Source organism: Luteimonas sp. TWI596, from assembly GCF_039674105.1.
Classification (GTDB): domain Bacteria; phylum Pseudomonadota; class Gammaproteobacteria; order Xanthomonadales; family Xanthomonadaceae; genus Luteimonas.
Genome location: NZ_JBDJMU010000001.1, coordinates 63,427 through 78,251, shown reverse-complemented (window position 1 = coordinate 78,251; position 14,825 = coordinate 63,427). Strand labels below are relative to the sequence as shown.

Genomic DNA, 14,825 nt, shown 5'->3' with positions numbered 1-14,825 from the left:
CCGGCACCACCAGAAGCGGGCGACGCGACGCCCTCAAATGATACCAACTCTCATTTACGACCCATAGCCGCCAGAGTTATTGAGAATCGTTCGCAAACAGGTATCATTCATATTCATGCCAGCGCGCGACGCCGCTGGCGCGCCGGCAAGACCGCCTATTCAGTACTGACGCCCTTCGGAGTTCCGATGTCACACCGTCTCGCCCTCTCCCCGCTCGCGGCCGTGGTCGCGCTCGTCCTTGCGCAGCCCGCCGCCGCCCAGTCCCCCGCGTCGGCTCCGGCGGCGACCGACTTCGACACCGTCGTGGTCACCGCGACCGGCGTGCAGCAGTGGATCCGGGACGCACCGGCGAGCATCAGCGTGATCACCCGTGAGGAGATCGAACGCAAGCCGGTCGGCAGCCTCGGGCAGTTGCTGAGCACGATCCCCGGCGTGACCGGCGGCTATGCCCTGTCGGGCGCGCAGGCCAAGATCCGGCTGCGCGGTCTGCCCGAGCAGTACACGCTGATCCTCATCGACGGCAGCCGCCAGGGCAATTCGTCCGGCGTCAACTACCGCGACAATCTGGGCGCACAGGATCTCGACTGGCTGTCGCCGGACATGATCGAACGCATCGAGGTGGTTCGCGGCCCGATGTCGTCGCTGTACGGCTCCGACGCCATGGGCGGCGTGATCAACATCATCACCCGCAAGATCGCGCCCACCTGGGGCGGCACCGCCACCTACAACCACAGCCGGCCCGATGCCTCCGACCGCGGCGACACGATCCAGCTTGGCGCCCGGTTCAGCGGCCCGCTGACCGAGCGCCTGGGCCTGCGGGTCGGCGCCAACCTGACCGATCGCGATTCCGACACCGGGACCGGCATCGGGCGGACCCCCGGCACGCGCGCCGAGACCGCCAATGCGCTGCTCCAGTGGCGCGTCAACGACGACCACGCCATCGGATTCGAGGCCTCGCGCGGCGTGCAGCGCAACGTGGGCGGCGAAGCGCTGAACGCCTTCGGCCTGTCGAAACTGGTGCACACCGGCTACGTGCTCAGCCATGACGGTCGCTACGGCGACGCCTCGACCTCCAAGGCGACCCTGGTCCAGAACGACTACGAAGACAAAGGCAGCGCGGTGGGCAACCACGCCAAGGAGACCGTGCTCGATGCCGTCTTCAATACCGGCTTCGACTGGGGCGTGCCGCATGCCCTCAACGCCGGCGGCCAATGGAAGCGGGAGGTCCTGCAGAACGTCAACACGATCGGCACCGTGCCGGTGACCTGGACCGGCAGCGGCCGGATCAGCCCGAAGAACGAGGCCGACGCCTGGGCGCTGTTCGTCGAAGACCACCTGTCGCTGCGCGAGAACCTCACGCTGACCCTGGGCCTGCGCTGGGACAACACCGAGAACTACGACGACAACCTGAGCCCGCGCGTCTATGCGGTCTGGCATGCGTCGCGCGACTGGACGGTGCGCGGCGGTGTATCGCGCGGCTTCCGCGCGCCCAACCTCAAGCAGGGCTCGGCCGGCGCGGCGACCCAGTCCGGCGGCAACGGCTGCCGCAGCCTCTCGCCCGAGGGCTGGACGACCGACACCTCCTCGCCGACCTACCGCCCCAACGCCGACGGCACCCGCGGCTGCTACATGGCCGGCAATCCGAATCTCGAGCCGGAGACGAGCACCAACTACGAGATCGGCGCCGGCTTCGACCGCAATGGCTGGTCGCTGGCGGCGACCTACTTCCACACCGACTTCGAGGACAAGATCGAGCAGATGCCGCTCAGCGCCCTGCCCGGCTTCGACAGCAGCTATGTCAACGGGTTCTGGTGGACGGTCGCGCAGAACCTGCAAGAGGCGCGCACCCGCGGCGTCGAGGCCAGCGTCGTGGTGCCGCTGCACGAGCGCCTGACCTGGTCCACCAATGCCACCCGGATGCTCGAGTCGAAGAACCGCACCACCGGCGCCAGCCTGCTGGTGGTGCCCAAGCTCACTGCCAACACCTCGCTGGACTGGCGCATCGACGACGCCTGGGCGCTGTCGCTGAGCGCCCAGCATGTCGGCGAGCAATTGATCTCGGCCACCAGCCCGACCTTCGCCAAGGCCTACACCACCTGGGACCTGGTCGGTGGCTTCGACGTCAACGCCCATCTGACGCTGCGCGCAGGCGTGCGCAACGTCACCGACGTATCGACGCTGGAAGACGGCAGCAACTACGACGGCGGCGGCCGCACGTGGTTCGTCGGCGCCACCGCGCGCTTCTGAGCGGCCATCGCCGTGCGTGGGGCGGCCTGTCCGCCCCATGCACCGGACGTCACGATTGAGAATCAATCTCATAAACCATAAAATAACGATGCCTTCACGCGCCTCGCCTGCACCGTCTCCCGGATCCCCCATGCCCGCCCGCCCCCGTCCGCCCGTCCGCCCTGCCCTGCTGGCCTGCGCCATCGCCGCGCTGCTGCCGCTCACGGCACTGTCCCAGACCTCGGGGGACGCGACGACGCTCGACACCGTGCGGGTCACCGCCGAGCAGATCGCCCGCCAGGCGCTGGGCGCTTCGGTCGTGCTCGCCGACGACATCGAGCGCCAGCCGCCGCGCAACGACATCGCCGAGTTCCTGCGCACGCTGCCGGGCGTCAACCTGACCGGCAATTCGACCAGCGGCCAGCGCGGCAACAACCGCCAGATCGACATCCGCGGCATGGGCCCGGAGAACACCCTGATCCTGGTCGACGGCATCCCGGTGTCGAGCCGCAACGCGGTGCGCTACGGCTGGCGCGGCGAGCGCGACTCGCGCGGCGACACCGGCTGGGTGCCGCCCGAGCAGATCGAGCGCATCGAAGTGCTGCGCGGTCCGGCGGCGGCACGCTACGGCAGCGGCGCGGCCGGCGGCGTGGTCAACATCGTCACCCGTGCGCCGGGCCCGCAGTTCGGCGGTTCGCTGAATGTCTACGGGCTGGTGCCCACCCACGGCGTCGACGGCGGCAGCCAGCGCGCCGGCTTGCAGATGAGCGGGCCGCTGACCGACCGGCTGTCGTTCCGCCTGTCGGGCAGCGCCGGCAAGGCCGAATCCGACGACTTCGCCATCAACCGAGATCACGCCTCGGCACGCAGCGGCAGCAATGCCGGCACCTTTCCCGCCGGACGCGAAGGCGTGCGCAATCGCAACGCCTCGGCCAAACTGCTGTGGGACGTGTTGCCCGGCCACCGGATCGATGTGGGCGCCGGCTTCAGCCGCCAGGGCAACCTCTACGCCGGCGACACCCAGAACACCAACCGCAATCCCGAAGTGCTCAAGTGGATCGGCGCGGAGACCAATCGGCTCTACCGCCGGACCTTCGACGTCAGCCATCGCGGCGAGTACGGTCAGGCCACCCGCTCGCTGGCCTACGCCGCCGTCGAGAAGACCCGCAACACCCGCCTGCTCGAAGGCCTGGCTGGTGGCACCGAAGGCATCTTCATCGTCGACGGCGGCTTCGGCGACATCGACCTGCGCACGCTCACCCTGCATGGCGAGGTCAACCACACCGTGGCCGGCGACACCATCGATCACGTGCTGACGGTCGGCGCCGAATGGGTCGACAGCCGGCTCGAGGACGGTGCATCCGGGCTGAAGGACCGCAATCCGCAGCCGAACGTGCCGGTGCCGCCGACCCAATGGAGCGGCCGCACCGATGCGCGCATCGCCTCGGTGTTCGTCGAGGACAACATCTACATCGGCGACGCGCTGACCGTGACCCCGACGCTGCGCTACGACCACCATGATCGGCTGGGCGGCAACCTCAGCCCGGCGGTCAGCGCCGCGTTCGAATTCCTGCCGTCCTGGACCCTGCGCGCCGGCATCGCCCGCGCCTACAAGGCGCCCAACCTCTATCAGAGCAATGCCGGCTATTCGCTCTACAGCGCGGGCATCGGCTGTTGGGGCGGTGGCGGCCCGTGCTTTCTGGTCGGCAACGACGCGCTCGACGCCGAGACCAGCGTCAACAAGGAGCTGGGCGTGCAGTTCGCCGACGGCCGCGTGCAGGCCGGCCTGACCTGGTTCCGCAACGACTACCGCGACAAGGTCGAGGCCGGCCACGTCGCGATCGATCGCGTCGGCAACGTCGACGTGTTCCGCTGGGACAACATTCCCAAGGCAGTGATCGAGGGCCTGGAGGGCAGCGTGGAGCTGCCGCTGGCCGACACGTTGCGCTGGAACACCAATGTGACCTGGATGCTCGAGTCGAAGAACCGCAGCACCGGCGATGCGCTGTCGACGATTCCCGAGTACACGATCAACACCGCGTTCGACTGGCGCGCCAGCGCGCGCCTGTCGCTGCTGGCCAAGGCGACGTTTTACGGCGAGCAGGTGCCGCAGCGTCTCGATTACCAGGGCCGGCCGGTCGCCGGCAGCGCCGCCGACCGCATGCCGCCCTACGCGCTCGTGGGCCTGAGCGGGCGCTACCGCATCACCGACCGGGTCAGCGTCACGCTGGGCGTCGACAACCTGCTCGACAAGCGCATCTTCCGCCGCGGCAACGCCTCGGGCGTCAACCTCGGCACGCCCAACGAGATCCACGGCGCGGGCGCCTACACCTACAACGAGCCTGGACGCGCCTGGTTCGTCAGCACCAACATCGGGTTCTGAGCCCTCGATGCGTACACCCATGCACACCCGTCGCCCCCCCGCTCACCGCCCGATCCGCCTGGCGACGCTGGCCGCAGCTGCCGGCCTGCTGCTGGCACTGCAGGCCGTGCCGTCGACCGCGGCCGCGCAGCAGCGCGATCCCACGCGCGCGATCGGCCAGACCGTCGCCGACCATGTCTCGCAGCACTACGTCTTCGAACGCTTCGACATCACCAGCCGCGACGGCCAGCGCACGTGGCGCGTGCATGTCGCGGTGCCGAAGGCGCCGGCACCGGCGGCCGGCTATCCGGCACTGTGGATGCTCGATGGCAACGCTGCGCTGATCGAGTTCGACGATGCGCTGCTGGCCGAACTCGCCGCGCAGCCGGTCCCGCACGCACTGGTGTTCGTCGGCTATCCCAACGACCTGCGCATCGATTCGCAGTCGCGCACGCGCGACTACACCCCGTTCGAAGGCGAACGGCCGGTTCGCGGCGGCGGTACGATCGTCGGCGGCGGCGGTGCCGATGCGATGCTCGAGACCCTCGAGCGCACGATCCGGCCCGAGGTCGCGCGCCGGGTGCAGACCGATCCGGCGCGGCAGACGCTGTGGGGCCATTCGTTGGCCGGCCTGTTCGCGCTGCATACGCTGTACACGCGCACCGGCGCCTTCGACACCTATGCTGCCGGCAGCCCGTCGCTGTGGTGGGGCGACGGCGCGCTGCTCGGTGCGCCCGAGCAGCGGTTCGTGGCCAACAACGCCGGGCGCCGGGCGCGCGTGCTGATCGGCCTGGGCGAAGGCGAGCGCACACGGCAGGTGGCGCACCGCGACCTGTCGGACCCGCGCGTGCAGGTCCACCTGCGCCGCATCGAAGCCGCACCGCCGGATTCGGCGCGCAACCTCGCCGACCGCCTGTCCGCCGTCGACGGCTTGCAGGTGACCTATCGCGAGTTCCCCGAACTGACCCACGGCCCGATGTTCCGGGCCTCGCTGATGTGGACGCTGCACGTCGTCACCGGCATCGCCGACCACAGCGACACCCCGAGCCACGCAGATGGCGTGGACCCCGGCCGATGATTCCGGCGTGGCCGTGCCCACGCCCCGCCCGACCCGGACGCCGGCACTGCCGGCGTCCGCCATCGCCACGACGCCCGGCGTCCCAGCCATCGTGTTTTCCCTCCTCCGGCCCCGCATCCCGCCGGTCCTTTCAGTGCTCCAGGAGTCTGTCATGACAACCTCGCCTTCCCGCCGCCTGCGGCTGGCCGCCCTCGCCCTCGCCCTGTCGGCCGTGACCGGCCTCGCCGGCGCCCAGGTCTTCAGCCAGCCCGACGTCGATTTCAAGGGCACCGTCCGCGCCGCCGGCCCGGTCGTGCTGCCCGGCAGCGAAGTCGAGCTCACCGGCAGCGGCTTCAAGCCCGGCCAGCAGGTCACGCTGCAGCGCGGCGAGACCGTCCTCAACGCGCAGCCGTTCGTCGCCGACGCCCAGGGCGCCTTCAAGGGCCGGGTCGCGATCCCGGCCGATGCCGCCGTCGGCGTGCACCCGGTGCTCGTACGCACCAGCGGCCCGGACGCAGCCTCGATCCTCGAGCTGAAGGTCTCCCAGCAGTTGCCGGTGTCGGGCGAGGCGCGCTTCGACGTGCGCAGCGCCAAGCTCGCCCAGGGCCTGTACCAGGTCGCCTACAGCGCGAAGAACGACGCCCTGTTCGTGACCAGCGCAGTCGGCCGCCCGCCGGTCACGGTATCGGCGCTGCAGAAGGTCGACCCGCAGTCGCTGCAGGTCGTGGCGAGCGCCACGCCCGGCGCGGCACCGGCAGGGGGCGTGTTCGCCGTGTATGGCGTGGGCGTCGACGATGCCAACGGCAACGTCTGGGTCACCAACACCCGCCAGGACACGGTCGCCGTCTACCGGCAGTCCGACCTGTCGCTGGTCAAGCAGTTCCCGGTCGGCGCCGTACCGCACGCGCGCGACGTCGTCGTCGACACCCAGCGTGGCCGCGTCTACGCCACGGCATCGGGCGAGAACTTCATCTCGGTGTTCGACGCCAAGCGCCTGACCCAGCTCGACAACATCGTCATCGAGTCCGGCGTGCGCGGCGAATCCTTCGCGCCGACCAGCCTCGATCTGGACATTGCGACCGGCAAGCTCTACACCGCGAGCATGTCCACGCCGGAAGCTGCGGTCATCGATACCGCCAACAACACCGTGGACAAGGTGGTCCCGCTGGTCAATGCCCGCAGCGCGATCGGCGTGGCCTGGAATCCGGTCGGCCAGCGCCTGCTGGTGGTGTCGCAGGGCAGCGACAATTTGCTCATCGTCGACCCCAAGACCGGCACGATCGACCATGACGTCTACGTCGGCGCCGGTGCGTTGAACGTGTCCTACGAGCCGAGCCAGCGCCTGGCCTACGTCGTCAATCGCGGTGCCGACACGATCACCGTCGTCGACGACAACGGCCAGGTCGTGGCGAACTTCGACGGCGGCAGCTTCCCCAACCACGTCAGCAAGGGCGCAGACGGCGTCGTCTACTCGGTCAACAAGGCGCGCGGCGCCGAGGATCCGAAGGGCGACCACATCCGCCGGATCGCACCCAAGGCTCGCTGATCGCAGCGCGCCGTCGCCCACCGCCACGTCCGCGCTGCGCTCCCTGGCGCAGGCGTTGCGGCCAGTGCGCGACGTCCCCGACGGACGATAGGGGCTAAAATCGTCGTCTTGCAGCGGCCGGCCTCCCGCCGGCCGCTGCGTCTTCATCCGATTCGACAAGGTGACAGGCCGATGTTCCAGCGCCTCACGATCCGCCATGCGGCCCTGCTCGCCGCCAGCCTGGCCTGTGCCCTCGCCGGCTGCGCCCGCAACGGCGACGACGGCGCCGGCTCCCCGCAGGCCGCCCCCGACGTCGCGGACACGGCGCTGCCCGACGGCTGGCGCCGCGTCGCCGGCACCGACATCCCGCAGGTGCCGCGCTCGACCCAGGACCTGCCAACGACCGTCCGCTCCGACGACGGCGTCGAGGTCACCATCACCGACACCAGCCGCACGATCGTCGGCAACGACGACATCGTCATGGTCATGGACGCGCTCGGCCTGTCGGACCAGGTGTTCGCCGCGCCGGTCAACAGCGTCACCGAGACCGGGCGCAAGGCGCCGCACCATTTCCTGTTCAACCGCACCACCGGGGTCGAAGGCGTGTTGAGCCTCGACGGCACCTTGTTCGTCGGCAACAGCCTGCGTCGGCACGGCAAGCTCGCACAACCGCTGCGCGATGCCGGCCACGCGATGATCATCGTCGACGAACTGCAGCCCGCGCCGGACAAAGTGCGCAAGATCGCCGCCGCATTCGGCCACGCCGACGAGGGCGAACACCTGGCCGCGCGCGTGCAGGCCCAGCTCGACGAGGCCGCCGGCATCGCCGCGCGCCACACCCGCCGCCCGCGGGTGATCCATGTCTCGGCCACCGGCGGCGGTGGCGCGCCCACGGTCGGCGGCGCCGACACCGCGGCGGCCGAGGCCATCCGCCTGGCCGGCGGCATCAACGTCGGTGACGAGGCCCGCGTGGCCAACTATTCGCAGCTGAGCAACGAGGGCATCATCGCCGCCGACCCGGAGGTGATCCTGGTCAGCGAGGACGACCTGCGCGTGTTCGGCGGACCCGACGGCCTGTGGAAGGCCTACCCGAGCCTGCGCCAGACGCCGGCGGGCATCGCCCACCGCGTCTGGGTGATGCCCGACCTGCAGCTCAAGGCGACCAGCGTCGCCAGCGGGACCGGCGCCCTGGCACTGGCGACCGCGCTGGCCGAGCTGGCCGCCGAGCTCGACGCCCAGCCCGGCGCATGAGTGCCGAAGGCCGCGCGCGTCCGCGGCGCACCGGCCAGGTCCGGCGGCCGCCCGGCGGCCTGTTGTTCGTCGGCATGCTCGCGCTGCTGGCGCTGGTGATCGTACTGTCGTTCGGCGTCGGCCCGCTGCGGATTCCGCCCGGCGACGTGGTGCACGTGATCGCGCACCAGCTGGGCCTGGCCGATGCCGGCACGCTGAGCCAACGCGACATCTCGGTGGTCTGGAACCTGCGCGTACCGCGTGCGCTGCTGGCGGTCATCGTCGGCGCCTCGCTGGCGATGGCCGGCGCCGGGCTGCAGGGCCTGTTCGGCAACCCACTGGCCGACCCGGGCATCGTCGGCGTGACCCACGGCGCGGCGCTCGGCGCAGTGGCGGCGATCGTGCTCGGTGCTACGGTGCTCGGCGCCTGGACGATCCCGGTCGCGGCGTTCGCTGGCGGCGCGGTGACGACCACGCTGATCTATTTGCTCGCCCGCCCCGACCGCGGCGGCGGCACCGCGACGTTGCTGCTGGTGGGCATCGCGATCGCCGCAGGCTGCTCGGCGGCGATCGGCTTCTTCACCTATATCGCGCGCAGCGACGAACTGCAGTCGCTGGTGTTCTGGCAGATGGGCTCGCTGGCGATGGCCGACTGGGGCGACCTGCTGGCCGCGGTGCCCGCGTTCGCGATCGGCGCGGTCGCGCTGGCGAGCCTGGCCACGCCACTGGACATGCTCGCGCTGGGCGAACGCCAGGCCCAGCACATCGGCCTGGACGTGCGGCGTACGCGCGCGCTGCTGGTTGCGGTCTGCGCGCTGCTGGTCGGCTCGGCGGTCGCGTTCGCCGGCGTGGTCGGCTTCGTCGGCCTGGTCGTACCGCATTTCGTGCGCCTGCTCGCCGGCCCGGGCCACCGCTGGCTGCTGCCGCTGTCGGGCGCGACCGGCGGCCTGCTGGTGGTGCTGGCCGACACCGCTGCGCGCAGCCTCGATCCGCCCTCTGAAATCCCGTTGGGCCTGTTCTCCGCCGCACTCGGTGCGCCGTTCTTCCTGTGGTTGGTACTGCGCAGCCGCAAGCGGGGCGGCGCGTGAGCGCAGCCGATGCCGCCGACGACGTGCTGGCGATCGAGCGCGCGAGCGTGCGCATCGACGGCCGCGCGATCCTCGATGACGTCGATCTGCGCTTCGCGCGCGGCACGCTGACCGCGCTGGTCGGCCCGAACGGCGCCGGCAAGTCGACCCTGCTCGCCGTCGCCTCCGGCGACCTCGTACCCGTTGCCGGTCATGTCCGGCTTGCGGGCGCACCGCTGCGCGAATGGAAAGCGCGCGCGCTGGCGCGCGAGCGCAGCGTGCTGCCCCAGGACCATGCAGTGCGCTTTGCCTTCAGTGTCCGCGAGGTCGTCGCGATGGGCCGGCTGCCGCACCCGCCGGCCCCGGCGCAGGACACCCGCATCGCGGAGGCAGCGATGGCGACGGCCGATATCGTCCACCTCGCCGGTCGCGACGTGCAAACGCTGTCCGGCGGCGAAGCCTCGCGTACCGCGTTCGCGCGGGTGCTCGCGCAGACCACGCCGGTGGTGTTCCTCGACGAACCCACTGCCGCGCTCGACCTGCAGCACCAGGAGGCCGTGCTGCGGACCGCACGCCAGTTGGCCGACGACGGCGCCTGCGTCATCGTCGTGCTGCACGACCTCAACCTCGCCGCCGGCCATGCCGATCGCATCGTCATGCTGCAGCACGGCCGCGTCGCCGCCGACGGCAGCCCGCGCGAAGTGCTGACCCGCGAGACCATCGAGGGGGTGTACCGGCAGCCTGTGCTGGTGCTCGAACACCCGACCCGCGGCGTGCCGCTGGTGGTCAGCGACGATCCCAGATGAGCAGACGCGCGCCGGGCGCGCGCGCCTGCCGGGGCCATCACCCCATCTGATACGCACCGCATGTCATGCGCACCGGAGCGGTGCGTCGGCAGCCGCCAAGGCGACGTCGTGGGGCGCCCTCGACCACACGATCGCGTCGCCCCGTGTTGTCTCGCCCGCAGGTGGCGGGCGCGCTCAGCCGGCGGCGTGTGCCCGTGCGCCCAGCCGCGCGACGACCGGCGCGACCTGTGATTGCCGCCCCAGGGCCTCGCCGAGGTCGGACAGGCGCTGAGCCAGCGTCTGCGCATCGTCGGCACGGACCGTCGCATGACCGACCTTGCGGCCGTCGCGCGGTTGCTTGCCGTAGTCGTGCCAGTGCACGCCGGGCACGGCCAGTGCGGCCGCGGCGTCGGGCATCGCGCCGAGCCAGTTGAGCATGCACGACATGCCGCGCGGCGCGGTGTCGCCCAGCGGCAGGCCGAGCACGGCGCGCAGGTGGTTCTCGAACTGCGACGTCTCGGCGCCTTCGATAGTCCAGTGCCCGGAGTTGTGCACACGCGGCGCCAGCTCGTTGGCGAGCAGCTCATCGCCGCGGCAGAACAGTTCCAGCGCGAACACGCCGACGTAGTCCAGCCGTTCGGCGATCGCGCGGGCATGCGCAGTCGCGGTGCGCGCCGTCGCCGCATCCGCGGACGCCGGCGCCAGGCTCGTCGACAGCACGCCATCGACGTGGCGGTTCTCGGTCAGCGGCCAGGTGCGGAACGTGCCGTCGCGCCCGCGTACCGCGACCACGCTGAGCTCCCGCTCGAACGCCACGAAGCCCTCGAGGACCAGGCCGGTCGCCTGCACCTGGGCGCCGAGCGCGTCCCAGGCGGCGTCGATGTCGGCCGCCTCGCGGATGCGGAATTGGCCCTTGCCGTCGTAGCCCAGCCGCCGTGTCTTGAGGATGCAGGGCATGCCCAGCCGCGCGACCGCGGCGTCGAGATCGGCGCGGGTGACGATGTCGGCGAACTCGGGCACCGGGATGCCGAGTTCGCGGAACAGCGTTTTCTCGGCGAGCCGGTCCTGGGTCAGCGCCAGCGCATCGGGATTGGGGAACACCGGCACGTCCGCGGCGAGCCGGCGCGCACCAGCGGCGGGCACGTTCTCGAAATCGAAGGTCGCCACGTCCACCCGCGCGGCCAGGTCGGCCAATGCCGCCGGATCGTCGTAGCCGCCCAGCAGCAGCGGCGCACACTGTCCGGCGCAGGCGTCTGCGGCGCCGTCGAGAACGAGGACATTGACTCCCAGCGGATGGCCCGCCAGTGCCAGCATGCGTGCCAGCTGGCCGCCGCCCAGAATCCCGACCGTCGTCATGCCCGCGCGCGCTCCGACGCTACAAGCGCGCTCATCGACGCGGATCGTCATTGGCGGCGACCTCCTCGGTCTGCCGCTGCCGGAACTCGTCCAGTGCGTCCGCCACCGCCTCGTCGCCAGCGGCCAGCATCGCCGCGGCGAACAGCGCGGCGTTGGCCGCGCCGGCATTGCCGATCGCGAAGGTGGCGACCGGCACCCCCGCCGGCATCTGCACGATCGACAGCAGCGAATCGAGCCCGTTGAGGGCTTTGGACTGCACCGGCACACCGAGCACGGGCACCGCGGTCTTGGCGGCGAGCATGCCCGGCAGATGCGCGGCGCCGCCGGCGCCGGCAATGATCGCGCGCAGGCCCCGCGTGCGCGCCGAGGCGGCGTAGTCGAACAGCACATCCGGCGTGCGATGCGCGGAGACCACGCGGACTTCGTGCGGGACACCGAGCTGTTCGAGCTTCTGCGCGGCATGCTGCATCGTCTCCCAGTCCGAACGCGACCCCATCACGATCCCCACAAGCGGGGCTCTGCCCGAGGTGCTCCGCTCGCCGGACGCGGCGAGGGCGGTCGTGCTGCTCTGGACGTTGGCTGACATGCGCGGGCTCCGGCCTCAAACGGGCATTTTAGAGGTTCTTCCCTATGGGCGGGAACGGCGCTTCAAAGCCCCCCAACAAACAGGGGTCAGGGTGCAATTTCGCGAGACAACAAACCGGGGTCAGGGTGCAGTTTCGGTAGACGAAATTGCACCCTGACCCCGGTTCTGGGGCCCGGCCTTTCCGCAGCCGCGGGATCGCAGTTCGAAAGACGGCGCCGCCTGAAGGCGTCGTGCGTGGGGCTTGCGCCGGCGTCGGCGATGCGAGGTGGTACGCTTCCGCGATTCCCGACATGCCCGGAACCCCCGCACCATGGACCGCAAGTTGCTCGACATCCTCGTCTGCCCCGCCAGCCGCCAGCCGCTGTCGCTGCTCGAACGCGCCGGCCTGGATGCGCTCAATGCGGCGATCGCCGCCGGCACGGTGCAGCGCGAGGACGGCACGGCGCAGAACGCGCCGCTGCGCGAGGCGCTGATCACCCACGATCGCAAGCGCGTCTACCGCGTCGACGACGGCATTCCGGTGCTGCTGGTCGAGGACGGCATCGCGACCGGACAGATCGCCGACTTCCCGAAGGACGGCGCACGCGCCTGATGGATGCGGGCGTTCGCATGTGATCGCGCGCCCGGCCACGACCGGCCCGGCCGCAGGTGCCGCGCCCCCGCCACGACCGGCCACCGTCGCCATCGGACAGGACCCATGACCCCGCCCACCGCCTCGCACCGCATCGCCCCGCCGGATCCGGACACGGTCGCCGCCAACGTCGCCGCGGCGCTGGCCGAGGACCTGGGCACGGGCGATGTGACCGCGGCCCTGCTGCCCGACCGCGCGGCCACCGCCAGGCTGTTGTGCAAGCAGGAGGCGGTGATCTGCGGCCGGCCGTGGTTCGACGCCTGCCATCGTGCGCTGGACCCGGACGTGCGCATCGACTGGCACGTCGCCGAGGGCGACCACGTCGTCGCAGGCACCGTGCTCGCCACACTCGCCGGGCGCAGCCGGGCACTGGTGTCCGCCGAGCGCACCTCGCTGAACTTCCTGCAGACCTTGAGCGCGACGGCCACCGCCACCGCGCACCATGTCGCCGCACTCGCCGGCACCCGCACGCGCCTGCTCGACACCCGCAAGACGCTGCCGGGCCTGCGCCTGGCACAGAAGTACGCGGTGCGCGTGGGCGGTGGCCAAAACCACCGCATCGGGCTCTACGACACGGTGATGCTCAAGGAGAACCACATCCGCGCCGCCGGCGGCATCGCCGCCGCGATCGCCGATGCCCATGCCCGGGCCCCCGGCCTGCCGCTGGTGGTCGAGGTCGAAACGCTCGACGAATTGCGCGAGGCGCTCGCCGCCGGCTGCACGCGCATCCTGATCGATGACTTCGACGCCGCGACGCGGCGCGCGGCCGTCGCCATCGCACACGCTGCGCCATTCGAGGGCCGCATCCCGCTGGAGGTATCGGGCAGCGTCGACCTCGACGCCCTGCGCACCATCGCCGCCGACGGCGTGGACTATGTCTCGGTCGGTGCGCTGACCAAGCACGTGCAGGCGATCGACCTGTCGCTCAAGCTCCAGGACGCCTGATTCCCAGCGGCCCGGCCTGTTCCGGCCGGCCCCGAGCACGCCCCATCCGCCCTGCCGGACGTCCGCGTGCACGCGGCTTGCAAGCGCCGCCCGGCGCCGTCACATTGCGCGCATGCCCGATTTCCCGACGATGATCTTCGCGATGCTGGCCGCCTTCGCGGCGTTCCTGTGGTGGAGCGCGGCACGCGGCGCCGCCGAACGCGCCGGCCAACTCGGCCGCGAAGCCTGCGAGCGCGCTGGCGTGCAGTGGCTCGACCAGAGCGTGCACGCCTATGCGATGCGTCTGCGCCGCGACGACAGCGGGCGCCTGCGCGTGGAGCGCAGTTTCCGCTTCGAGTACTCCGAGGACGGCATCGAGCGCCATGTCGGCCAACTGGTGCTGCGCGGCGAGCGGCTGGTCGCGTTCAGTGGGCCGACGCGCCGCGACGCCACAGCGCTACCCTGAACGCGCTGCCGCGGCCCGACCGGCAACGCCGGGCGTGCTCGAAACCTACTTGATGACCCGCAAATGCCCACGCCGCGGCTCGGGCGGGGTGTCGTCGTCCGGCGGACCGTCGGTGTCGTCGTCGCGCTCGGGCGCGCCGCCATCCACCGATGCGAAGGTCGGCCGCGCGGACGCCGGTGCGTCCTCGGCCTGCACCTCGCGCGTATCGCCGGACGCGACGATGTCCTCGGGCAGTGCCATGCCCTGCCCGGTCTCGCGGGCGTAGACCGCAAGCACCGCGGCGATCGGCACCACGACCGACTGGCTGACGCCGCCAAAGCGCGCGGAGAAGCGCACGCTGTCGTTGTCCATCTCCAGCCGCGCCACCGCACGGTCGGCGATGTTGAGCACGATGCGCCCGTCCTGCACCGCATGCGCAGGCACGCGCACGCCGGCGCGGCGCGCATCGACCAGGATATGGGGGGTCATGCCGTTGTCGGCGATCCACTCGTACAGCGCACGCAGCAGGTACGGGCGGTGGCTGGTCATCGCAGGCGCTTGGTCCGTCATGCGCGACAGTCTAACGGCTCGTGCAGGCTGGGGGCACAGATGCGGCACCGGCAGGTGGCCG

General features: G+C 71.2%; 13 protein-coding genes. 10 read left to right on the top strand and 3 right to left on the bottom strand.

Annotated features, from left to right (window positions below; genetic code table 11):
* Positions 1-186 precede the first annotated feature (186 nt).
* The 7 genes from ABE487_RS00375 to ABE487_RS00345 all read left to right on the top strand — a co-directional run bounded on the left by ABE487_RS00375 (position 187) and on the right by ABE487_RS00345 (position 10,273).
* Positions 187-2,247, top strand: a complete 2,061-nt coding sequence (locus tag ABE487_RS00375) for a TonB-dependent receptor (RefSeq protein ID WP_346452000.1) — start codon at positions 187-189, stop codon at positions 2,245-2,247.
* A gap of 130 nt (positions 2,248-2,377) precedes the next feature.
* Positions 2,378-4,609 (top strand): FepA family TonB-dependent siderophore receptor, encoded by a 2,232-nt coding sequence (locus ABE487_RS00370; protein WP_346451999.1) that lies wholly within the window; start codon positions 2,378-2,380, stop codon positions 4,607-4,609.
* A 7-nt stretch (positions 4,610-4,616) separates the two neighbouring features.
* Complete coding sequence (locus ABE487_RS00365; protein ID WP_346452851.1) at positions 4,617-5,666, top strand: alpha/beta hydrolase-fold protein; 1,050 nt, start codon at positions 4,617-4,619, stop codon at positions 5,664-5,666.
* Positions 5,667-5,817: 151 nt separating this feature from the next.
* On the top strand, positions 5,818-7,191 hold the full coding sequence (locus tag ABE487_RS00360) for a YncE family protein (protein ID WP_346451997.1): 1,374 nt from the start codon (positions 5,818-5,820) through the stop codon (positions 7,189-7,191).
* A 171-nt stretch (positions 7,192-7,362) separates the two neighbouring features.
* Positions 7,363-8,421 (top strand): ABC transporter substrate-binding protein, encoded by a 1,059-nt coding sequence (locus ABE487_RS00355; protein ID WP_346443466.1) that lies wholly within the window; start codon positions 7,363-7,365, stop codon positions 8,419-8,421.
* Between the two features lie 74 nt (positions 8,422-8,495).
* Complete coding sequence (locus ABE487_RS00350; protein WP_346443533.1) at positions 8,496-9,488, top strand: iron ABC transporter permease; 993 nt, start codon at positions 8,496-8,498, stop codon at positions 9,486-9,488.
* Complete coding sequence (locus ABE487_RS00345; RefSeq protein ID WP_346451996.1) at positions 9,485-10,273, top strand: heme ABC transporter ATP-binding protein; 789 nt, start codon at positions 9,485-9,487, stop codon at positions 10,271-10,273. Before ABE487_RS00350 ends, ABE487_RS00345 begins: the two co-directional genes overlap by 4 nt.
* Positions 10,274-10,447: 174 nt before the next feature.
* Here ABE487_RS00345 and ABE487_RS00340 read toward each other — a convergent pair whose 3' ends face one another.
* Together ABE487_RS00340 and purE are read right to left on the bottom strand one after the other, a co-directional pair.
* Entirely contained in the window at positions 10,448-11,608 is a 1,161-nt protein-coding gene (locus ABE487_RS00340; protein WP_346451995.1) for a 5-(carboxyamino)imidazole ribonucleotide synthase, read from the bottom strand.
* 31 nt (positions 11,609-11,639) lie between these two features.
* Entirely contained in the window at positions 11,640-12,104 is a 465-nt protein-coding gene (gene purE, locus ABE487_RS00335) for a 5-(carboxyamino)imidazole ribonucleotide mutase (protein ID WP_346452016.1), read from the bottom strand.
* Between the two features lie 400 nt (positions 12,105-12,504).
* On the opposite strand from purE, the gene ABE487_RS00330 reads away from it, so the two are divergent.
* The 3 genes from ABE487_RS00330 to ABE487_RS00320 all read left to right on the top strand — a co-directional run bounded on the left by ABE487_RS00330 (position 12,505) and on the right by ABE487_RS00320 (position 14,215).
* A complete protein-coding gene (locus ABE487_RS00330) occupies positions 12,505-12,786 on the top strand; it encodes a Trm112 family protein (RefSeq protein ID WP_346451994.1) in 282 nt (93 codons plus the stop codon).
* Positions 12,787-12,891: 105 nt separating this feature from the next.
* Positions 12,892-13,770, top strand: coding sequence for a carboxylating nicotinate-nucleotide diphosphorylase (nadC, locus tag ABE487_RS00325; RefSeq protein ID WP_346443459.1), 879 nt, complete (start codon positions 12,892-12,894; stop codon positions 13,768-13,770).
* A 112-nt stretch (positions 13,771-13,882) separates the two neighbouring features.
* Positions 13,883-14,215 (top strand): DUF3301 domain-containing protein, encoded by a 333-nt coding sequence (locus tag ABE487_RS00320; protein ID WP_346451993.1) that lies wholly within the window; start codon positions 13,883-13,885, stop codon positions 14,213-14,215.
* A gap of 45 nt (positions 14,216-14,260) precedes the next feature.
* On the opposite strand, the gene ABE487_RS00315 is transcribed toward ABE487_RS00320, so the two are convergent.
* Entirely contained in the window at positions 14,261-14,764 is a 504-nt protein-coding gene (locus ABE487_RS00315; protein WP_346451992.1) for a ClpXP protease specificity-enhancing factor, read from the bottom strand.
* Between the last annotated feature and the right edge of the window lie 61 nt (positions 14,765-14,825).